This window comes from Gemmatimonadaceae bacterium, assembly GCA_035633115.1.
In the GTDB taxonomy this organism is placed as follows: Bacteria; Gemmatimonadota; Gemmatimonadetes; order Gemmatimonadales; family Gemmatimonadaceae; genus UBA4720.
Genome location: DASQFN010000058.1, coordinates 106,240 through 126,692, shown reverse-complemented (window position 1 = coordinate 126,692; position 20,453 = coordinate 106,240). Strand labels below are relative to the sequence as shown.

Genomic DNA, 20,453 nt, shown 5'->3' with positions numbered 1-20,453 from the left:
GATTGAAATACACGCGATTTGCGCTCCCCCTCTTTCTGCTCGCCGCGTGCGAGCGAACGAGCGGGACATACACCGTTGGCGCGGCCGGACCCTGGAAGGAGAGCTACGGCGTGATGTCGCGGCGGGGAATCGACCTCGCCGTCGAGCAGATCAACCGCGCAGGCGGCATTAGCGGGACGCGCCTTCGCCTCGTCGCCAGGGATGATGAGGCCGACGGCACGCGTGCGGCGGCAATAGCGCAGGAATTCGTGCGCGACTCCGAGGTGCTTGCTGTGATCGGACACGTGAACTCCGGTGCGATGATGGCTGCGGCGCGTGTGTATCACGGTGCACTCACCGCGGTGGCGACCAGCGCTTCATCGCCTGACCTCACCGGCGTTTCCCCGTGGGTTTTTCGCGTGATCTCGAGTGACTCTCTGAACGGCGCGACGCTCGGCCAGTTCGCGTCGCAGATCGCCGGCAACGATCCTCACATGAAGCAGGCCGCCGTTCTCTACGAAAACGACTCTTACGGGCGCGGTCTGGCCGATGCGTTCCGTCGCAACTTCCGCGGCACTGTGATCAGCTTCGACCCCATAGACGCGAGTCTCACCGAGGCTGAGCCGTTCGTCAGCTACCTCAAGTCGCGCCGACCGGGAATTGTCTTCGTTGCAAGTCGCGACCAGGCGGCACTCGCGATTCTGCGCGAGTCAAAGCGCCAGCAGCTTGAAGCTGTTTTCCTCGGTGGTGACGGCTGGCAGAGCATCGTGTCCGACTCCGCAGCATCGGAGGGAGCATACGTCGGCAGCTCTTTCAACGCGGACGATCCAGCCCCGGAAGTGAAGCGCTTCGTTCAGGAGTTCCGAAAGAGGTTCGGAGTCGTGCCCGATGCGTTTGCCGCATTGAGCTATGACGCGACGATGCTCGTCGCTCGCGCCATTGCAAAGAGGGGGAGCGACCGCGCGGGAATTCGCGATTATCTCGCGTCTCTCGACGCGGAGCATCCATTCGAGGGCGTCACCGGTCCCGCGTACTTCAGCCCCGGCGGAGACCCACTCGGCATGGGCTTCCGCGTTGCGCGTATCAGTCACGGGGCACTCCGCACGGGAAGCGCGCAATGATGAGGTTGCCAGCGCTTCCCACGAATTCCATCGGACGGACACTCGCTCTCGGGTTCGCGGTTCTGGTGCTGCTGCTCGTCGCAGCCGGGGTCTTCGGGTGGGCGACAATCTCCGGAATCTCACGCGAGGTCAGTGAGCGGTTCGCTCATGCGAACGATCTCACGAGGCAGTCGGCCAGCTTCTCGCACACCATTACGCAGGAGGTACAGGCTGCTACGTCGTATCTCGGAGATTACAGTCAGAAGTCAGCAGCTGATTTCCGTCGCCTCGGGTGGGAAGCACACCGTATGCACCGGAGCTTCACCTCGCGCAGGAGCGAGCTTGCGGATGAGGTCACGAACACCGTCATGGTCGATGCGAAGCTCTCGGAGGTCGAGAACGCCTACACCCTCGCGCACCGTCTGAGCGACCTTGGCCGGCCGGATGAAGCCGCTGCGCAAGCGCAGGTTGCGGCGGGGCTGGTTGGTCAGCTGCTCACGGAGCTTCAGAGAGTCGACAACGCGAACAATCTCGCGTTCGCGCGCGCGGCCGATTCGCTTCGCAACAACGCGATCCGCCGGTCGGCGATGCTGGTCACAGTCATCGCCGGCGCACTGATACTCGCCATCGCAATCGTGCTGCGAACCTCGGACGCAATCGGGAAGCCGCTCCGCATGCTTCTCAAGCACGCGATGCAGCTGAGTCGCGGAAACCTTCAGGTGCGCACCCGCACCGCGGGATTGCCGACAGAGTTTCGCACGCTCGGGGAGGCGATGAATCACGCCAGCGAGTCGCTCGCGCGCGTTGTCCTCGGTGCAGTGTCCACCGCTGACGACGTCGCTCGCTCTGCAGGCGAGCTTGCCACCGCATCGCGCCAGATCTCCAATTCAGCGGGACAGATTGCCAATGCGGTGGGCGACGTGTCTCACGGTGCAGAGAGTCAGGTCTTTCAGATACGGACGGTCAACAACGCGCTCGACGGGATCCGCAGCCGCGCCGGGGAAATGGTCGGAGGTGCAGAGGAAGTACATGCACTGGCCGGAGCGATTGAATCTGAGGCCGAGGCAAAGCGTGGAGAGATGGGTCGCGCGCTGGCGATTCTGCTGGAGGTTCGAGACAGCGTTCAGCAGGCGGCAGCCGAGGTGAGTGGCCTCACGGTAACCGCGGGTGAGATCAACGATTTCGTGGTTTCCGTGAGCCGCATCGCCGAGCAGACCAATCTCCTCGCGCTCAACGCTTCTATAGAAGCGGCGCGGGCAGGCCCGGCAGGTCGAGGGTTCGCGGTAGTTGCGACGGAGGTTGGCAAGCTGGCCGAGCAGACGCAGGCCGCAGCCGATGACGTGGTAAGGTTGACGGAGGCAGTGACAACTCGTGTCACGACGACCTCGCGGGCGATGGAGAACAGTGCCGCATCGGTGTTCGAGATCGAGCGCGTGGGACGCGAGCTCGACAGTGCGCTGACGACGATCGTCGCCGCGGCCGAGAGAACGCGCGAAGCCGCAGCGGCGGTGACGGCGCTGGCCGATCACAACATGCGCGCTGTTGAGGATGCAGTTACGAATCTCGGTCTGGTTACTCGCACCGCTGAGGGTCAGGCGACCGCCGCGATGCAGGTGAGTGCATCAACGGAAGAGCAGAGCGCGGCCTGTGAGGAAATGACAAGTGCGTCGAGCCAGCTGTTGCAGGGAAGCCGAGAGCTTCGGGGACTCGTCGGGGAGCTAAAGACGGCCGCTGCGTAGCGCGACCCCCGGGCGCTTATCTTAAGGCATGGAGCGCAAGCGAGCGGTTTTGTTGCTGAGTGGCGGCCTCGATTCGACCACGGTACTCGCCCTGGCGACAAGCGAAGGTTACGCCGTTCATGCGCTGAGCTTTGAGTACGGCCAGCGCCATTCAGCGGAGCTGTCCGCAGCGGCGAACGTCGCCCGCAGATACCGCGTCGTCCAGCATGCCATCGCTAAGATCGACCTGCGTGTCTTCGGCGGCTCCGCACTGACCGCGGACATTCCTGTACCAAAGGATCGCGAGCTCAAGTACGACGACGACGAGATTCCCAGCACTTACGTACCCGCTCGAAACACAATCTTCCTATCCTACGCGCTTGCCTTTGCCGAAGTCGGAGGCGCGCGCGAGATATTCATCGGCGTGAACGCCCTCGACTACAGCGGATATCCCGACTGCCGTCTCGAGTTCATCGAGGCCTTCGAGCGGATGGCGAATCTTGCCACTCGTGCCGGCGTCGAAGCCAAAGGCGAGCCGGCGATTCGAATCCGTACTCCGCTCATCGGGATGTCCAAGCGCGAGATCATCGAGCTCGGCTTCAAGCTCGGCGTCGACTACTCGATCACCATCAGCTGTTACGATCCGGGCGCGGACGGCGAGGCGTGCGGGCGATGCGATGCGTGCCAGCTCCGCCTGCGCGGCTTCAGCGAGGCGGGCGCGAACGACCCTGCCACTTATGCGGCGGGCGCGACGCATTGACCTACACCGTCAAAGAGATCTTCTACACTCTGCAGGGAGAGGGCGCAAACGCGGGACGCGCCGCCGTGTTCTGCCGTTTCTCAGGATGCAATCTGTGGAGTGGCCGCGAGGAAGACCGATCGCGCGCCGTTTGCAGATTCTGCGACACGGATTTCGTGGGCATTGGACCTGACGGCGGCCGCTTCGAGAAGCCCGATGAGCTGGCCGATGCAGTAGCTCGAGCATGGCGGGGCGACGACGACTCGGAGCGGCTCGTAGTCTGCACCGGGGGCGAGCCTCTCCTTCAGCTCGACGAGCCGCTTATCGAGACAATGCAGTCACGCGGCTTCAAGGTCGCAATCGAGACGAATGGAACGCGTCGTGCTCCGCATACCATAGACTGGATCTGCGTCAGCCCCAAGGCCGGCGCGCCTCTGGTCCAGCGCGCGGGTAACGAGCTCAAACTGGTATACCCGCAACCGGATGCGCCGCCCGAGAACTTCGAGACGCTTTCCTTCGACCACTTCTTTCTTCAGCCAATGGACGGGCCGCACACCGCCGAGAATACCGGTCTCGCCATTGATTACTGCATGGCGCACCCCCGCTGGCGGCTCAGCGTGCAGACCCACAAGATTCTCGGCGTCCGATAAATCCGATAAATCCGGGATCGCATTGACGTCGTAGAAGACCCTGACAAAGCCGGTTACCTCCGCGAGCGCGCCGCGGCGATGACCAGATGCAGTCGCAGCGCTACTCCACCACCCTTTTTTGCCGAAGCGGAGAATCAATGAGTAACACCTTTCTGAAACGCGGCCGATACATGCCGATCGTCGTTGCCGCAGGAGTTGTGGCCAGCGTCGCGGGCATCGGTGCGCTGCTCGCGTCCGATCACCAGGACACGCCCGAAGTCGAGCTGAATCCGGCGATGGACATCAACGATGTCTACGCGTTTCCGGGAGCGACGGCTGACCGGGTCGCGCTGATCATGACCACCTCTTCACCGATTGCGGGAACGGGAGCGTCGTTCGATCCGAATCTTCTCTATCAGCTCAAGATCGACAACACGGGCGACGCGGTCGAAGACCTCGTTTTTCAGATCACCTTCAGCAGCGGCCTGAGCGCGGCACAACAGGTGAGAGTCGTCGGGCCGGTCGCGCCCACGGTCATTGGTACGCGAAGCGCGCTGGTGAACAGTAGCACGCTGGTCGAGGGCGCAGTCGGAACCGCGCTTGGCACGTCGACAGGCGTTCAGGTATTTGCCGGGCTGAGGGCCGACCCGTTCTTCATCGACCTCGAGCAGTTCTTCAAGATCCTGCCGGACCGTCGGCCGGCGACGGGCCCTCTCTCCGGGCCGGCGACCCCAACGGCGACGAGCTTCCGAAGCCCGGGAGTCGACCTTCTCCGGCCTTTCAACACGCTTGCGATCGTCATTGAAGTTCCAAAAACACAGCTCGTCTCCTCCACCACAGCCGACGCAAAGTTCGGTGTGTGGGCCACTACCAGCCGCTAGGACTGATCTCATGAAAATCACCAACACCGTCCCGGCGACTCCGAGGCTCGCGATCACCGGGCTGGTCACGCTGGCCCTCGCGCTTTCAATCAGCGCCTGCAACGACGACACAAGCCTCACTGGTGTGGACACAAACCGCACCTATACGCAGATCGAGCGGCTGGGCAATCCGCTCGTGTCCGAGGTGTTCTTCCCGAAGCGCGACCACGGGCTGCACAACAACAAGGGGCCAGTCGACGATACGAAGACGGTGGACCAGGGCGGCACCGACGTCAGGGGACATATCTCGAGTTTTGTCTCACAGTTCCCGAATCGCACGCAGACGACGATCACGACTCTGGGTGCGGTGCTCGCTCCTGACATGCTCATGGTTTTCCCGAATCGCGCCACAGGCGCGGGCAACGTCGGGTGGCTCACGTGGGCGCTCAAGCCAAACGTCGGCTACGGCGGCCGGCTGCTCACCGACGACGTCGTGGACATCGGACTCTCGGCCGTTTTCGGAAATGCGCTCGATCCGGTTCAGCCGGTTCTCGCAGGACTTACGTCGGACAACGTGGGGCCGAGCGTCAGAAGCTTCTCTGCGACGTTCCCGTATCTCGAGGCGGCGCGCCCGTAAATGAATCGTCGCGTCGCAGCGACTCTCGGCGTTTCGGTCCTGGTCGTCGCAGGCGGATGGCTCGGTGCGCGCAGGGTTGGCGCCTTCGAGCCATCCGCAGCGCGGCCTGGATCAGGCGAGCCCGCCGCGATGTCAGAGATCACACAGCGCGACACGCAGATCCGTGTGTGGACGACTGCACTGCAGCAGGATCCGCAGAGCGCCATCGCACTTACTCAGCTGTCGGGCCTTTACCTCCAGCGAGCGCGCGAGACGGGCGACGACAACAACTACGTTCAGGCGGAGCAATACGCGCGGCGGTCGCTTGCGCTTCGCGTAAATCGCAACGGACCGGCATTCGTAACTCTGACCGCGGCGCTCGTCGCTCAGCATCGCTTCCACGAAGCCGAGCAGGTTGCGAGAGATCTTGTCGAGTTCGATCCGTCCGTACCTCAGTACCGCGCGCAACTCGGTGAAATTCAGATGGAGCTCGGCGACTACGCGGCCGCCCGGCAGTCATTCGATTCACTGTACGGGGTGCGGACCCATCTCTCGATCGCGGCGCGGCTCGCGCGCTGGGCCGAGGTGAATGGCAACACGGCATACGCGCGGAAGCTTCTCTCCGACGCTCTCGACGAAGCGCACACACGGCGAAATCTCCCGAAAGAACAGCTGGCCTGGTTCTATCTGCGGCTAGGTGACATCGACCTGCGGAATGGTCGTTTGCGCAGCGCGCGGGCGATGTTCCAGAAAGGTCTGGAGATCGAGCCTGGCGATTATCGCCTTCTCGATGAGATGGCACATCTCGAGGCGATGGCTGGAAACCCGAAGAAGACAATCGAGTACGGGGAGAGAGCCAGCGCAGCCAAATTCGATCCGGGCTTGCTCGGAACGATTGGCGAAGCATATGCGACGCTGGGGGATGACGTCCGCGCTGAGGATTATTTCAGAAGGATGGAGACTGCCGCCCGCGCCGCGCCCGGAGGTCATGATCGAGGCGCGAGCATGTTCCTGCTCGATCGCAATCGGCGGATTCCGGAAGTCCTCGCGAACGCTCAGAAGGAGATCGAGACGCGAAAGGACATCTACGGCTACGATCTCGTCGCGTGGGCGCTTCACAAGGCCGGTCGCAACGCGGAGGCGCGCGCTGCCATGAATGAGGCACGCCGGCTCGGCACTCGTGACGCAGTCTTGTTTTATCACGCTGGAATGATCGAGCTCGCTCTTGGGGACGCCCCACGTGCACGGCATTCCCTCAGCGAAGCCTTGAAGGTGAATCCGAGCTTCGATCCTACACAAGCGCGCGACGCACGCGCCGTGCTCGATTCGCTCGACCGGGAGCTGGGACGATAACGTCTGATCGGTGCGACGCCCGCGACATCGCGACGTACCCGTATACATTTCGGACAAGATGAAGACCGTGCGATAAGATGATCCGGCGATGGCGCATTCTTGTCGTCGCGTCACTTTGCGGCTCCGCCGCGACGGCTCGCTCCCAGGATTCGACGAGCGTGCCTCCTCCAGCTACGCCGGTCGCGTCCGATTCCGTCGCACCGCGGAGAACTACGCTCGATCCTGTCGTGATCACGGTTACGCGAGGAGGAAGCACATCTCCGCTCGACGCACCGTTCGCGATGAGTGTCCTCCGCCCCGACTCCGCGCGCCCCGGACAGCGGCACACCGCACTCGACGAGTCGCTGGCGCTGGTCCCAGGGCTTACGGCCGTCAACCGCACCAATCCATCTCAGGATCCGCGCATATCCATCAGAGGATTCGGAGCGCGATCTGCGTTCGGCGTGCGCGGCGTGCGCGTCCTCCGCGACGGAATGCCGCTGACTCTTCCCGACGGGCAGACACCTGTCGACTACCTGAGTCTCGAATCCGTCGATCGGATCGAAGTAATTCGCGGCGCCGCATCGGCACTCTACGGAAACGCGTCCGGAGGCGTAATCGATTTGCGGACCGCAGCTCCACCGCCGACAAAGTTCGCCGGCGAGGTACGGCAGTGGCTGGGTGACTACGAGTCGTCGCGCACCACGATCAAAGCAGGAGGGATCTCGGGACCGGCTTACTACCAGGCTGATGCGTCGCTCACGCGAAATGGCGGGTTTCGCATTTATTCGCGCCAGCGCTCGACAAGCGGATTCGCCCGGCTTGGCGCGATTCTCGGCGGAACTGATTACGCCGTCCAGGTGCTCGCTCTGGACCTTGGACTCGCTGAGAACCCCGGGGCGCTTACACTGGCGCAGTTTCAGTCGAACCCCAGGCTAGCGGACCAGCCGTCGGTCAACAAGCTGGCGCGTAAAGAAGTCCGGCAGGTTCAAGTTGGCTTGACGGCCAACAGACTGCTCACCCGTAACGAGCTTTCCGCGTCTGTCTATATCGGTGGGCGATCACTCTACAATCCGTTGACTTTCGCCGTGGTGGATTTCGGGCGCCGGACCTTCGGAGCAAGCGGGCGCTTCACTCACATTTTCGCTGCAGCGTGGCCGAACAGGCTGACCGTCGGCTTCGATCTGCAGGGCCAGAACGACTCGCGGCGGAACTTCACGAACTGCAACGACAACCCGCCGCCGACTACATCGACGCCTTCGTGTCCGGTACTCGGCGCCGAGCGCGGGAGTCTGACTCTGGATCAGCGGGAGATCGTCTCGGGCGTGGGTGCATACCTGAATGACGAGATACGACTCGGCGAGCGCTTCCGCGTGAGCGGCGGCCTGCGTGCAGACAATGTCAAGTTCGAAGTGCGCGATCGGCTCATTGCCGGCGCGAATCCCGATGATTCCGGCGAGAGAACGCTCCACGCAGTCACGCCGTACGTTGGAATGGTGTCGAGAATCGCAACCAACCGATCGATCTACGCGAACATCTCGTCCGCGTTCGAGACTCCCACGGCAACCGAGCTCGGCAATCATCCCGACGGCAGTGCCGGAATCAATCAGGACCTGGCACCACAGAAATCGACCACTTATGAGCTCGGGTCAAAAGGGGGCATCGGTCGCTCGGTTTTCTACGATGTCGCGTTGTTCAGCACGCGCGTACGCGACGAGCTCGTTCCCTACGAGATTCTGGGCAGCGGAGGGCGGCGCTATTTTCGGAATGCGGGCCGGACCAATCGTCGCGGTGGCGAGCTGGGAGTTTCGGTTGACGCAGGCTCCGTCGTATTCAGCAGCTCGTACAGCTACTCTGATTTCCGGTTCGCGCGCTTCGTGACCGATTCGAGCGTGTTCGACGGAAACCGGATTCCGGGGATTCCCATTCATCGGGGGCAGGCAAGCACCACGGTTTCCCGAGGGATGGTATTCGGCGTCATCGAGGCCGAGGCGGCGGGGCGGTCGTTCGTCGACGATGCGAACTCGACGCGGGCGCCATCCTATCAGGTTGTCCATTTGCGCGGCGGGGCGCAGCGGCTGTTCGGGCTGCCTGCGGCATCAGTCGTAGCAGGCATTCAAAATCTATTCAATCGGGCGTACTCGCCCTCGCTGAGCGTGAACGCGGCGCGCGGGAAGTTTTTCGAGCCTGCGGCCGGGCGTACTGTCTTTGTCGGTCTCACCCTTGGGCTCGCGGCCCGATGAGACATGCGCGTGGAACGCTGGGCTATTTCGGCATAATCCGCACCGCGGGAACGCTACCGCATGGCCTCGATGTACTTGATTCCTGCGCCGGTGTTGAACAGCACCACCTGCTCGTCGCGCTCGATCTCGCCGCGCTCGAGAAGCTTTCGAATTGCGGGCAGGCACGCCGCACCTTCGGGTGCGACGAACAATCCTTCGTGTCGCCCGATCTCGCCAACAGCAGCGAGGAGCTCCTCGTCAGACACGGCAACGGCTGTCCCGCCTGAGGTCCGTAGAGCATCGAGGATCAGGAAGTCTCCAATGGCTTTAGGAACGCGCAGGCCCGACGCAATAGTCGCCGGGTTGGGGAATTCGTCCGCGTGACTCGAGCCTGACTCGAATGCGCGTACTATTGGCGCACAGCCGGATGCCTGGACACTGATCATTCGCGGACGCTCCGATCCTATCCATCCCATCGACTCGATCTCCGCGAAAGCTTTCCACATCCCCACCAGTCCCGTTCCACCTCCCGTCGGATAGACGATCACGTCGGGCAGCCGCCAGCCGAGCTGTTCCGCCAGCTCGTATCCCAGTGTCTTCTTCCCTTCGACACGATACGGCTCCTTGAGCGTCGAGACGTCGAACCATCCCTCGGCATCCTTTCTTCGCGCGATTTCATGTCCGCAGTCCGTAATCAGTCCGTCGATCAACGTGACGTGCGCACCCGTCTGCTCGCACTCGACGACATTTGCGCGCGGCGTATCGCGAGGCATGAAGATGTGCGCTTCGAGTCCTGCGGCTGCTGCGTAAGCTGCGAGTGCACCACCAGCGTTTCCCGCAGATGGGGCGGCGAGCTTGCGGACGCCGAGCTCCAGGGCCATCGAGACTGCAGTCGACATTCCCCGCGCCTTGAAGCTCTGCGTCGGGTTGAGGGATTCATCCTTGATCATCAGCTGCTTCATTCCAATCGCGGCACCCAGCCGGCTAGCACGCAGAAGCGGCGTCCAGCCTTCGCCGAGCGAAATGATGTCCGCGTCGTTCTCGACAGGCATCACCTCGCGGTACCGCCACATATCGGCGCGGCGCGATTTGAGAGAATCGCGGGTGAGCGATCTCGACGCCCTGGCAAGATCGTAGCGGACGAGAAGCGGCTTGCCGCACGCAGTACAAAGATTGTGAAGCTGGCCCGCGGCGTAGCTCGCGGCGCAGGCCGAGCATTCGATATGGGTGACGTTGGTCATCGCGGTAACATAAAAACGCCCCGTCCGACGAGCACGGGGCGTGTGGATATGCTTCCGAATTCCGTGTCTCTAGATGCACGTACCCCCGCTGCAGCTCCCAGTGCAGCAGTTCGGTGCCCCACCTGGACCGCAAGCTCCTCCGAGCGGCGCCTGTCCGGTCTGACCGCAAATATTGAATTCATTACAACCCTTAGTGGGGTCACCAGCGAAATCGGCGCACTGCTCGTCCTGCGTGCAAGGCTGACACGAGGCAACTGTCCCCACACCGGGGCTCGCCTGGCCGTAGGCCCTCGTGGCCGACAGCGTCGCAATCGCGGGAACAAGCATTGCCGCCGCTCCGGTAAGCGCGAGCTTGCGAATAAGGTCACGGCGCGGGACATCGACAAGCGCCGCCGGCGAAGCCTCGGTTGGTTCCAGCAAGTCTGCGTTGCGCAGCTCTTCGAGAGCCAGAGGAAGGAAAGCCTCGTTCGGGGCGACACTTAGCCGAACGGCCAGCTCGGCCGTGATACCTTCGCTCGTCCATCCACCTTCCTCGAGCAGCTCCAGGACGCACGCCGTCGTGGGATCGAGCAGATGAACTCGATCGTCACGAGAATCGTATATGAGCACCTGGTTGTCGAGAGTGTGGCGCAGCAGGCCCGATCGAATACGAGGGAGAGTCATGCGAGTACCCTGAAAAATGGAATGGTTGGTGACAGAATCCGACGGCGGCTAATTTGCTATGCAAAATTCGATTCAAACCGTGCAGACAGGCTGACCAGCGGATCGTTGATCGCCGTCGGCGTTTCCACCTGGAATCTGTACAACAGGGTAATTCCCCGAACAGTCCGCGTCAACGTGGGAAAATCGCCCTATGCTGCCATTTGCCGCAGGCAACGGCTTCCAATCCGGTCATGCTGATGTTGATTACACTGCTCTTGCTTCAGCTTGCCGCGTCGGTGAGCTTTGCCCTCTTCCCGGGAATCAGGAAATGCTGAGCGAGAACCCGATTGGTTGATAATCCATTCCCTCCGCGGACGGAGACCCTCGCTTTGATGCGCGAGTACACGGCAAGCGATTCGCTCCGGAAGCACATGCTCTCAGTGGAAGCAGCGATGCGCGCCTACGCGGAAAAGTTCGGCGAGGACCCCGATCGCTGGGGTACGACGGGGCTCATCCACGACTTCGATTACGAGCGATACCCGAATGCCGAGCATTCACCGACCGAGGGACATCCGGCCGAGGGCGTGCGAATTCTGCGCAGCCGTGGATACCCGGAGGATATTCTTCAGGCGATACTGGGCCACGCGACATACAGCGGCGTCGCGAGAGAAACGGCGATGGCGAAGACGCTCTTCGCTGTGGACGAGCTGACAGGACTGATAACCGCCACGGCACTCGTGCGGCCGAGCCGGAGCGTGCACGAGGTCGAGGCGAAGTCAGTGCGAAAAAAGATGAAGGACAAGGCCTTCGCTCGCGGAGTGAGCCGGGACGACGTGATCAGCGGAGCCGAGGAGCTCGGGGTCGAGCTGGAGTCTCACATCGCGTTCGTGATCAGCGCCATGCAATCCGTAGCGGACGACATCGGCCTGGCCGGAATTCCTGTGACGAGCGACCCGACCTGATCATTCTGGCGCTGGCCGGGCGCGAGGTGTCCGCGTCGTCCGCTAGCGCTGCGCACTCTACGGAGCCCGACTCTTCGCGGCGGCTTCTTCCAGAAGCCGCGGCTTCGAAAGCCATCGGTCTCCTCGGAGCTTGCGACGCTACCGCCGCAGACACCTCGCACCCGTCCCCATACTTTTTTCCCGCGCCGACGCTGTACGGCTGAACGCCGGCGCGACTTCGCGGACGACCGAGTGAGCTTCGCGCACACGCGTGTCGGTTGTCGTTAGCAACGACACCGATGCACAGGCGGGTGCTGATGATGTCCTCCCGGGGCCGCCTGCTTCGCTGCGAGGAGACCGACGGTCATCGAAGCCGCGGCTCCCGGAGGGAGCCGCAGCGAAGAGTCGGGCTCCGTAGACTGCGGAGGCAAGCGGCAGCCGGGAGGACATCATCGGCGGCCGCCGGCGCGCAGAAATACTCAGTTGTAACGAAGTACACGCCGAATCGCGGCGCGCAGCTCACTCCATTACGAATTCGCGACGGAAGATCACGTCGAACGAATAGGTTTTGGGCTTGGTCTTCGCCTCCATTACCCCGGCAATTCGCTCGAGTCTGGCGGGGATCCCCATGATCTTCTCCTGTGCCTTGCGGCCTGCGTCGTTCAGATCGGTGAGCTTGTCTATCGCCCAGAACTTGATCTGCTCCTCGACGATCTTCAGGTAATCCCGCGGTCCGTAGATACCCGCTCGGCGCACCACATCGGCGAGCTCGCGGAAGTGGGGCATATTCACACCGGGCATGTCGATCGCCGGCATTATCTTCGCCGCCGACTCGAGTGCCTGGTTCGGGTCGCGCTCCAGCACCGCCTTGAACACCGACCTGTAGAACGTGAAGTGCCTCGCCTCTTCCTTCGCAACGTTGGAGAGCACCAGTCCAATCGTCGGCTCCGTCTCCGAAGCGAGCTTACCTGTGTTCGCGTGCGAGAACTGCGTGGCGCGCTCCTGCAGCGACGTATAGACAAAAACGCGATAGGGATCGCGATCCCAATCCGGAGCGAACCCGGCGCGCATGTAGTCGAACTGCATCTTCTCGATCACAACGCGGTCGAATACCTCCGCGTCGCGGGTGTAATCGTGAAGAATCACGCCGTGACGGTCTTCTTCCGCCGTCCACAGGTTGGTCCACGTTTGCCAATGGCTGTCGTCGCCCAGGTATACGGCAAGAATGCGGTGGAAATGCGGTAATCCTTCCTCCGTGAGCAGATTGAGCGCGAGAGCAACTCTGGCCGGCTCGCTGATGCCTTTTGCGCGTTCTCTCAGCTCGCGACGATGTCGTTCGGGATCTTCGTCCGGAGGAGGATCGAGAATCTCGCTGGGGAACCACAGGATACGCTTCGCTTCGTGCGTCCGCATGAGATCAGCCACCACAGCTTCGAGGTCAGCGAGAACCTCGATCTTCGAAAGCATTTCGGTGTCGGCGGTTTGCACGGTCAAATCGGCTTCTCCAGATCAGGTCGTCAGAGTCGAGCGCCCCCCGACCGGCTGGTCAGGGGGGGCCATTCTAGATATGCACATTGCGGCGGCTTGCATCAAGTCTGCCAGCGGTCAGCCTCGTCAGCCCGGCGGAGTGTAGCTATCGCCGAGCCTCCCTGCGAGCGACTTAAGGTATGCGTCGATGGTCGAGGTGTGTCCCATCGCACGGGAGACTACCCGGAAAATCGGGTTGTATATCTCGCCGTGCTCGGTGATCGTAATGCGGCTGCCCGAACCATCGGGAACGATCATGTAATCCCAGCTTCCACCGAACGGCAACCCCTTGTCGGTGATTCGCGTAACGAGGTGCCGCGGTGGCTCTGCGGTTTCTGCCTCGTACGTCAGCGCATTCCGGCTTCGTGAAGTCTCCCTCCACACAACCTTGCCGTCGCGCGAAGGAAGCTGCTCTGCGACTGCGACATCGTTTCTCCAGCTTGGAAACGAGTCAATGTTCGTGATCACAGTCCATACGCTCTCCGGTGGCTGCGACAGCTGGGCTGTGCGTGAAGCGGTGTGGTTCTGCGGCATCATCGAACCGGCTATGAAGACCGCTGCCACGAGCACGACTATCACCCCGACGATTATGCCAAGCCACTTCAGCATGTCGCTCTCCGGATCAGAGGATTGGCGCGGATTCGGCGGCGCCTTCCGTCACCTCGCACGTGCGCACGCGTGACCTGGAGATAGTCAACAATTTCAGCGAGCCGTTTCTGCACGATCCTCCATTGCTTCCGCCTTCGCGATGATCTCGAGCAGCTCCTGGACGGCTGTCTGGCCGTGGTCCCGGGCATACCACATGCGCACCTGACGATATCGCTCCTCCTTGGGAAGCGCGAGACCGCTCTCCGTCACCCATGCCTGGAGCTCCCCCGGCCTCGGGCCCCACCAGCCATGCTCGATGAAGTCGTCGTCGAGCACCATGATCACGGGAATGGACTGCGACAAACCGGCGAGATGCGAAGCGATGAGATCGGGATTCGCATCCCGCCCAATGATGCGCATGTCGATGAGCGGTGTCTTCTCGGTGAGCCGGGCGATTACAGGAAGAGTGTTGAGCGAGTCGCCGCACCAGTCTTCACTGAGGACGAGGAGATGCCAGGGCCGCCGAAGTCGGGCTACCCGCAGGTAGACATCGTCAGATAGCTTCGCGCGCTTGTAGAGTGCGTCCCACAGCTCACTGTTCTTCTTCGGCCGCTGGAGAAACTCCGGAAACGTCTCGCCTGCAAGAAATCGCTTTTTCAGCATCCCGCCCTCAGTGACGACGCATATCCAGATGCCAGATGCCATCTTCGAGGTACGGGTCGGCAACTCGGCGAAAATCGAAATCCTCGTAGAAGCCTTCGAGGTACAATTGCGCAGCCAGGCGGATTGGCTGCCCCCAGCCGGCGTCGGTGATTCGCTGGAGTGCTTCCACCATCAGCGCTTTGCCCAGTCCAGTACCTCGCGCAGCAGGGTGCGTCAGTACGCGGCCAATCGAAGCCTCGGGGTATTTCACGCCTGGAGGGAACAGCCGAGCGTAGGCGGCCAGCAATAACCCATCGGGTGTGTTGCGCCAACCCAGGAGATGATGGGCAAAATGGTCGGCGCCGTCTGCGTCGAGGTATTGACACTTCTGCTCGACGATGAAGACGCGCTGGCGCACCTCCATCACCGCGTACAGCTCCCCCGCCGTGAGCTCGTTGAACGGGCAGCACTGCCACGTTACCGTCAGTTCGGTGAGACTCGTTCTGGTCGTCATCCGTATGCTCCGGCCACAATATACGACTGGCCGCGGCGACCGCCTTGACGACTGCTACACCTCACGCCGCAGCGCTGTCCGTGATCTTCAGCTGCGAGCCCTTCGCATACATGTAATCGCGGGTGAGGGGCATCTCTGATCGTCCTTCCTTATCCGGCTTGACAAGCAGCGCTTGAATCAGGTTCATCCGCCCAACCGCGAACCCGTGCGCGCCGCTCGACATGTACAGACGCCACACGCGGTACGTACGCTCTCCCGCGATCCTGATCGCCTCCGATGAGTGCTTCTCGAGCTCCCTGATCCAGTGTCTCAATGTTATTGCATAATGCTCGCGCAGGCTCTCCACGTCGCGCAGCTCGAATCCGACTCTCTCGGCGCAGGCAATTACATGCGATACCGGGACCAGCCTGCCCTCCGGAAAGACATACTTGCGGATGAAACCCTCACGCCTCCACAGATGCGCCTTCGCACGCTCGACTATCGACATGGGACGAGCGCGTGCGACGCTGACGATGGTGTGATTCAGGAACAGCCCGCCCGGCTTGAGTACTCTGTAAATTGCGTCGAAATAGCCGGGTTGCAGATCCTCTCGAACATGCTCCATCATCCCCACCGAAGCCGCTCGGTCGAACTGCGGCTTTCCGTCGAGATCGCGATAGTCGAGCAGCTCGACCCGGCACCTGTCGGACAAGCCCGCTGCCGCAATGCGCTGTTTCGCGAGTGTCGCCTGTGCCTCGCTCAGGGTAATGCCAACCGCCTCGACGCCGTAGTTCTCCGCGGCGTGTATGATGAGCGCTCCCCAGCCGCATCCGACGTCGAGGAACCGCATTCCCGGCTCGAGCCGCAGCTTCCGGCAGATGTGATCGAGCTTCGCTACCTGCGCAGTCGCGAGATCGTCGTCGCTGCGGGTGAAGTACGCGCACGTATACACCATTTGCGGGTCGAGCCACAGCCGATAGAAGTCGTTGCTCACGTCGTAGTGATACTGAATTGCTTTTTCATCGCCCGGGCGCCAGTTGAGAAGCAGTCGCTTGACGCCTCGGGAGAAACGGGTGCCCTTCACCTCGCTGGGAGCCGAGCTCGCATCGCGCGGCAGTGCAATCAGCTTTGGAAGCAGCCGTGCGAAGGCTTTGCCTGATTGCACGCGCTTGCCGATGTCGTCCGCGAGCGACATCGCCGCCTCCATATGCCCCTCGATGTCGACGTCACCGGAGAGGAAAGCTTCGACGATCGATAGCTCTGAGGCTGGCAGCAGCATTCGACGCAGTGAGCCTGGTCGCTCGAAGCGCAACGTGAATTCTGGAGTCGAACAGGCTCCAGGGGGCTCGAACGTGCCATCCCAGTAGCGGACTGCAAAGTGTCGCTCCCTTATGGGGCCGAACGTCGCATCCACCACTTCCTGACTCAGTGCAACCCTCGGATCCGGCCGGTGGGGCTCGCGATCCTCCGCGGCTGAAAAGCTGTGGATCGTTCGCGGCGGCAGTGACTCCACGGCGGGTTGCTGCCCCACGCTGAGATCGCCGAATTCGAATGACTGCGGCTGGGACATGTTGGCGTCTGGTGACAAGTGTTCCCTCCCCGGAGACAACATTTGACTCATCGCAAGCACCCGGCCGTAGCAGGTGTGAGCGGTCTCTTTTTTTAATGATTGTATGGGCTTGCGTTTGTTTTCAAGCCGCTCGGCGCCATTCGGCAAGGTCGAGCTTGCGCTCGAGGTGTTTAAGGAGACGCTCGCGCCGGCTACTGCAAATCAATAACGAAGAAGCCGTCACGCCTCGCGGCGGCGCCCAGGCGCCGATCTGCAGTTACGAACTCGAGCCGGAGGAAAGCTTCACAACAACAGCTGCTCCGGCGACTCAGGGCGCGGTCCAGTAGATCGGTATCCTGTAGCCGCCGGACAGCGCGTCGCCAGCAACGTGCTTCCCGTCGCCGCTTATGGCGTGCGCACGGCCTGAGTTGCTGCCCTTCGGAGTCTTCAGGGTCGTCACACCCGTCAGCTTCCAGACGAACGCAGTTGTGTTGGCGCTGCCGGAGAGATCACCGGCGATGGTGCCATCGTCGGCCATCGCATTGGAATAGCTACGGTCGGACATCACCTCACGAGCAATGATCGCCCCGTTCGTGCGATCGATCGTCCACCGCACAGCCCGATAGTTGCCGTTCCGATCGTCACTCGTTCCGGCGACGTACACTTTGCCTGAGACCGGTTCACTGATCCCGCGCACCAGCGTAGACACGTGTCCCGTCAACGGTGGAAGCTCGACAGGCGTTCCACTCGCAATGCGTGCGTAGCCTCTGTGCAAGCCTGAGTTGTCGTGGAACTGAATGACCGCGTCGCCCGCGCTAGTGATATCGCGTCCCTCGACACCTTCGTACAGCGAAGGATCGACATTCGGCACCAGAATACGAGTGCCGTCGATCATCCAGATTGCCGCGTCTCCTCCACCCGCTGCGTAACCGATCCTTCCGATCACGTCGCCGTTGTCGTTCACTGCCGACGCAAATCCGCCCCCGGATAAATCGAGCATTGTCGGTTCGCTCACGCCCGTCTTCGGATCAAAGCTCCAGCGCAGAGGTTCGGATCCATTGGAGCCGGCGAGGTATGTCACGGGACCGCTGCTGATTCCCCGCACGACCGCGCCTATCATGTGGTTTTGTCCGCTCGCTCGGATGAACCAGTGACCCTGAATGAGCCCGGATTCGGGCCAGTAGTTGCTCTGAACCACCACTTGTCCGGAGTTGTTGACCTCCCACGCGAATCCCTCGCGATGACCGGGTAGCAACGCGATCTGTGTGACGGTGTAGCTCGTGGATGTGCCGCGTGCCTCGCGAACCGCGAGTGCAGGATCCCTGGGGGCCAGAACGGTTTCCTGCGTGCTGCACGCGCCGAGTACGGCAGCTGCTACGCTGATGAGAAGTGATGCGACGACGCGCTTCATAAAGAGCATTCCTCTTCAGTGGTTGACCAAGCTTTAACGGAATTGCGCCAAAGATTTCCGAACGTCAGTTCTGAACCGTCGTCCAGAGCAATGCGCGGTTCTTCAGCTGTTTTTCCCCCTGCCCGGCGATGTAACGGCCGCCGGGGCTCATGCCGTAGCCTTTGCCGTTCTTCACTCCTTTGGGCATGGGAAGCGTCGTGAACTGATTTCCACTCCAGACGAATGCCGAAACAGACCAGCGTGCCCCGTACGTTCCTGTGAGCTGTCCGAGCGAGTTCGCGCCCCACGCGCTGCCGCTTACGGAGTAGGTCTCCGTTGCGATGACAGATCCTCCGCCGACGTCGACGGTCCACCGCACAGGAGTACATTCGCTCGACGTGTGTTGAATCTTTCCGGCGACGTACACGACGGTGCGCCCTGAGCCATCGACAACCGCTTCGCTGATCGCGCCGACCACGCTCGTGTCAGCAGACATGTTCGCCGGCGGCTCCAGCATAACCATCTGTCCCGAGGCCAATCGCAGGTACGCCCGCGCCTGCCGTGCCGGTCCCTTGAGGTTGAACGCCGAGTGCCCCGCGTTGTTGATGTCCACACCCGAGCGGAAAGTGAATCCCTCCGGCAGATCGGGACTGATGACGGTTCCGTCATTCAGGCGAATGCGACTCCCGATGACGTCGCCCAGATCGTTCATACCCTGCGGGTGTCCGGCGGCTGACTCGACGTCGAGCTCCTCGACGACCGTCAATGGCGACCCTTCGAGCCGCCACCGCATTCCACGGCTGTTGCCGTCCACGGACTTCCAGCCGACCGCGTAGATGCTGCTGCCGTTGCTGATGTCGTTCGCTACACTCGGGATGCCGGCGGCGGTCAGTGGCGTCATCACGTTGTTGTGCCACACAAATGCGACCACCTCGGACGAACCGCTGCTCGTTCCGACGACCATACCCGCGTCGTTCACCGCCTGGGCACTAGCCGTCGAGTGACCCGGCAGTGTGCCGATGTCGATCACCGTGTATCCGGGAGCACTTCCACCGCCGCCGCCCCCGCCTCGGGCTAGCGCGGGCGAGACGTCTCGCGATACGGGCGCGACCGCGTCCGACGCCGTACATGCTGCGATCAGCAACGCGCACGTTGTAAGAACTGCACCAGCTGACTTTAGCGGGACCATGGTAGCTCCTTGTCGGTTTACGAAGCTTTAACGGAACCGCGTGGGATTATTTCATCGCAACCTGGCTCCTCACAGTTGCACGCGAGCGGAGATTACGACCGCAAGCCGGGCGAATTCATCAGGGACTTGGAGCAACCTCCGCGATTGGAGTTTCCACTCCTGCTCGATTGGATACTGAAGAAGTAACCGAAGCGTTGAACCTGAAGGTTGAACGGAAATCTGCCCGGCGATTCCGGCGCGTCTCGGGAATGCCATGCATCCAATCCGTTCAACTTTTGTAGACGTTGACAGTGAGACGAGGAGACCGCGCGCAACAATTTGCCATTCCGCGCGTTCGTTGCAATATTGGACGCCCGGTTGCCCCCAGAGCTGCGACACTGCATGGCTGAATCGCCACCACCGGTTCCACCCGAGTTGTCCGCGCTGCTTGCTGCGCAAACTGGCGCGGAAATGGACGCGGCATGGCAGCGCTTCGTCAACTCATACAGCCGCCTGCTGTTGCATGCCGCACGCTCCGCGGCGCGGAACTACGACGCGGGGATGGACTCCTACGCGTACATCCTCGACAAGCTCCGTGCGGACGATTGCGCGCGGCTTCGGGCATACCGCGCGAATGCGCGCAGCCGCTTCTCAACGTGGCTCGTCTTCATCGCGCGAAGGATGTGCGTCGACCGCCAGCGCGAGCAGTACGGCCGGTGGAAATCCCAGAACCACACGCCGGAAGCTCAGCAGGAGCGCTCGGCACGTCGGCGACTCACCGACCTCCTCGCCGCCGACTTCGACCTCGGCAGCGTCGAGGATTCGACAACGCCTGATCCCGAACAATGCATGCGAGACGCAGAGCTCAGTAATGCGTTGACCAGAGCGGCAAGCACCCTCGACCCCGGTGATCAGCTGCTGCTTACGCTCCGCTTCGTCGACGGACTTTCCGCGCGCGAGATCGAATCACTCAACCGCTGGGGCAGCGCAGCCCTGGTGTACCGCCGAATAGATCAGCTGAAGGTGATTCTGCGACGAAAGCTCATCGCGGAGGGAATCGACAGTCCCGTGCCATGA

General features: G+C 62.0%; 19 protein-coding genes. 10 read left to right on the top strand and 9 right to left on the bottom strand.

Translation table 11 applies throughout. The annotated features are described in order from the left end of the window. The first annotated feature begins 2 nt into the window (after positions 1-2). From VES88_07975 to VES88_07940, 8 genes are all read left to right on the top strand, one after another. Complete coding sequence (locus VES88_07975; protein HYN81423.1) at positions 3-1,100, top strand: ABC transporter substrate-binding protein; 1,098 nt, start codon at positions 3-5, stop codon at positions 1,098-1,100. Further along, the gene (locus tag VES88_07970; GenBank protein HYN81422.1) at positions 1,097-2,818 is read left to right on the top strand and encodes a methyl-accepting chemotaxis protein; all 1,722 of its coding nucleotides are present in this window, start codon (positions 1,097-1,099) and stop codon (positions 2,816-2,818) included. The genes VES88_07975 and VES88_07970 overlap by 4 nt, the downstream gene beginning before the upstream one ends. 28 nt (positions 2,819-2,846) lie before the next feature. Further along, positions 2,847-3,557 carry a 7-cyano-7-deazaguanine synthase QueC gene (gene queC, locus VES88_07965; GenBank protein ID HYN81421.1) on the top strand — a complete coding sequence of 237 codons (711 nt, stop codon included), beginning with the start codon at positions 2,847-2,849 and terminating at the stop codon, positions 3,555-3,557. Beyond that, positions 3,554-4,186: a 7-carboxy-7-deazaguanine synthase gene (gene queE, locus VES88_07960; GenBank protein HYN81420.1), complete on the top strand. Its 633-nt coding sequence runs from the start codon at positions 3,554-3,556 to the stop codon at positions 4,184-4,186. Before queC ends, queE begins: the two co-directional genes overlap by 4 nt. Before the next feature lie 137 nt (positions 4,187-4,323). Further along, positions 4,324-5,046, top strand: a complete 723-nt coding sequence (locus VES88_07955; protein HYN81419.1) for a DUF4331 family protein — start codon at positions 4,324-4,326, stop codon at positions 5,044-5,046. A 10-nt stretch (positions 5,047-5,056) separates the two neighbouring features. Beyond that, positions 5,057-5,662, top strand: a complete 606-nt coding sequence (locus tag VES88_07950; GenBank protein ID HYN81418.1) for a DUF4331 family protein — start codon at positions 5,057-5,059, stop codon at positions 5,660-5,662. Further along, positions 5,663-6,994, top strand: a complete 1,332-nt coding sequence (locus VES88_07945; protein HYN81417.1) for a tetratricopeptide repeat protein — start codon at positions 5,663-5,665, stop codon at positions 6,992-6,994. A gap of 77 nt (positions 6,995-7,071) precedes the next feature. After that, the gene (locus VES88_07940) at positions 7,072-9,216 is read left to right on the top strand and encodes a TonB-dependent receptor (protein HYN81416.1); all 2,145 of its coding nucleotides are present in this window, start codon (positions 7,072-7,074) and stop codon (positions 9,214-9,216) included. Between the two features lie 53 nt (positions 9,217-9,269). Here VES88_07940 and VES88_07935 read toward each other — a convergent pair whose 3' ends face one another. Continuing rightward, positions 9,270-10,436: a threonine synthase gene (locus VES88_07935; GenBank protein ID HYN81415.1), complete on the bottom strand. Its 1,167-nt coding sequence runs from the start codon at positions 10,434-10,436 to the stop codon at positions 9,270-9,272. A 69-nt stretch (positions 10,437-10,505) separates the two neighbouring features. Next, entirely contained in the window at positions 10,506-11,099 is a 594-nt protein-coding gene (locus tag VES88_07930) for a hypothetical protein (protein ID HYN81414.1), read from the bottom strand. 371 nt (positions 11,100-11,470) lie between these two features. Here VES88_07930 and VES88_07925 point away from each other — a divergent pair, with 371 nt between their 5' ends. Next, on the top strand, positions 11,471-12,040 hold the full coding sequence (locus VES88_07925) for an HD domain-containing protein (protein ID HYN81413.1): 570 nt from the start codon (positions 11,471-11,473) through the stop codon (positions 12,038-12,040). A 498-nt stretch (positions 12,041-12,538) separates the two neighbouring features. On the opposite strand, the gene VES88_07920 is transcribed toward VES88_07925, so the two are convergent. From VES88_07920 to VES88_07890, 7 genes are all read right to left on the bottom strand, one after another. Further along, complete coding sequence (locus VES88_07920; GenBank protein ID HYN81412.1) at positions 12,539-13,507, bottom strand: acyl-ACP desaturase; 969 nt, start codon at positions 13,505-13,507, stop codon at positions 12,539-12,541. Positions 13,508-13,633: 126 nt separating this feature from the next. Beyond that, positions 13,634-14,155, bottom strand: a complete 522-nt coding sequence (locus VES88_07915) for an SRPBCC family protein (protein HYN81411.1) — start codon at positions 14,153-14,155, stop codon at positions 13,634-13,636. A 93-nt stretch (positions 14,156-14,248) separates the two neighbouring features. Next, positions 14,249-14,839, bottom strand: a complete 591-nt coding sequence (locus tag VES88_07910; protein HYN81410.1) for a thioredoxin family protein — start codon at positions 14,837-14,839, stop codon at positions 14,249-14,251. Next, positions 14,805-15,290: a GNAT family N-acetyltransferase gene (locus VES88_07905; GenBank protein HYN81409.1), complete on the bottom strand. Its 486-nt coding sequence runs from the start codon at positions 15,288-15,290 to the stop codon at positions 14,805-14,807. The genes VES88_07910 and VES88_07905 overlap by 35 nt, the downstream gene beginning before the upstream one ends. 61 nt (positions 15,291-15,351) lie before the next feature. After that, the gene (locus VES88_07900; GenBank protein ID HYN81408.1) at positions 15,352-16,857 is read right to left on the bottom strand and encodes a class I SAM-dependent methyltransferase; all 1,506 of its coding nucleotides are present in this window, start codon (positions 16,855-16,857) and stop codon (positions 15,352-15,354) included. Positions 16,858-17,146: 289 nt separating this feature from the next. After that, on the bottom strand, positions 17,147-18,229 hold the full coding sequence (locus VES88_07895; protein ID HYN81407.1) for a hypothetical protein: 1,083 nt from the start codon (positions 18,227-18,229) through the stop codon (positions 17,147-17,149). Between the two features lie 64 nt (positions 18,230-18,293). Beyond that, positions 18,294-19,397: a hypothetical protein gene (locus tag VES88_07890; protein HYN81406.1), complete on the bottom strand. Its 1,104-nt coding sequence runs from the start codon at positions 19,395-19,397 to the stop codon at positions 18,294-18,296. 381 nt (positions 19,398-19,778) lie between these two features. On the opposite strand from VES88_07890, the gene VES88_07885 reads away from it, so the two are divergent. After that, positions 19,779-20,453 (top strand): sigma-70 family RNA polymerase sigma factor, encoded by a 675-nt coding sequence (locus tag VES88_07885; protein ID HYN81405.1) that lies wholly within the window; start codon positions 19,779-19,781, stop codon positions 20,451-20,453.

What these genes read in the sequence shown, in the direction of transcription:
- VES88_07970 (HYN81422.1), top strand. Translation starts at nt 1,097, where the DNA reads ATGATGAGGTTGCCAGCGCTTCCCACGAATTCCATCGGACGGACACTC.
- queC (HYN81421.1), top strand. Translation starts at nt 2,847, where the DNA reads ATGGAGCGCAAGCGAGCGGTTTTGTTGCTGAGTGGCGGCCTCGATTCG.
- VES88_07955 (HYN81419.1), top strand. Translation starts at nt 4,324, where the DNA reads ATGAGTAACACCTTTCTGAAACGCGGCCGATACATGCCGATCGTCGTT.
- VES88_07950 (HYN81418.1), top strand. Translation starts at nt 5,057, where the DNA reads ATGAAAATCACCAACACCGTCCCGGCGACTCCGAGGCTCGCGATCACC.
- VES88_07945 (HYN81417.1), top strand. Translation starts at nt 5,663, where the DNA reads ATGAATCGTCGCGTCGCAGCGACTCTCGGCGTTTCGGTCCTGGTCGTC.
- VES88_07940 (HYN81416.1), top strand. Translation starts at nt 7,072, where the DNA reads ATGATCCGGCGATGGCGCATTCTTGTCGTCGCGTCACTTTGCGGCTCC.
- VES88_07935 (HYN81415.1), bottom strand. Translation starts at nt 10,436, where the DNA reads ATGACCAACGTCACCCATATCGAATGCTCGGCCTGCGCCGCGAGCTAC.
- VES88_07930 (HYN81414.1), bottom strand. Translation starts at nt 11,099, where the DNA reads ATGACTCTCCCTCGTATTCGATCGGGCCTGCTGCGCCACACTCTCGAC.
- VES88_07925 (HYN81413.1), top strand. Translation starts at nt 11,471, where the DNA reads ATGCGCGAGTACACGGCAAGCGATTCGCTCCGGAAGCACATGCTCTCA.
- VES88_07915 (HYN81411.1), bottom strand. Translation starts at nt 14,155, where the DNA reads ATGCTGAAGTGGCTTGGCATAATCGTCGGGGTGATAGTCGTGCTCGTG.
- VES88_07910 (HYN81410.1), bottom strand. Translation starts at nt 14,839, where the DNA reads ATGGCATCTGGCATCTGGATATGCGTCGTCACTGAGGGCGGGATGCTG.
- VES88_07905 (HYN81409.1), bottom strand. Translation starts at nt 15,290, where the DNA reads ATGACGACCAGAACGAGTCTCACCGAACTGACGGTAACGTGGCAGTGC.
- VES88_07895 (HYN81407.1), bottom strand. Translation starts at nt 18,229, where the DNA reads ATGAAGCGCGTCGTCGCATCACTTCTCATCAGCGTAGCAGCTGCCGTA.
- VES88_07890 (HYN81406.1), bottom strand. Translation starts at nt 19,397, where the DNA reads ATGGTCCCGCTAAAGTCAGCTGGTGCAGTTCTTACAACGTGCGCGTTG.
- VES88_07885 (HYN81405.1), top strand. Translation starts at nt 19,779, where the DNA reads ATGGCTGAATCGCCACCACCGGTTCCACCCGAGTTGTCCGCGCTGCTT.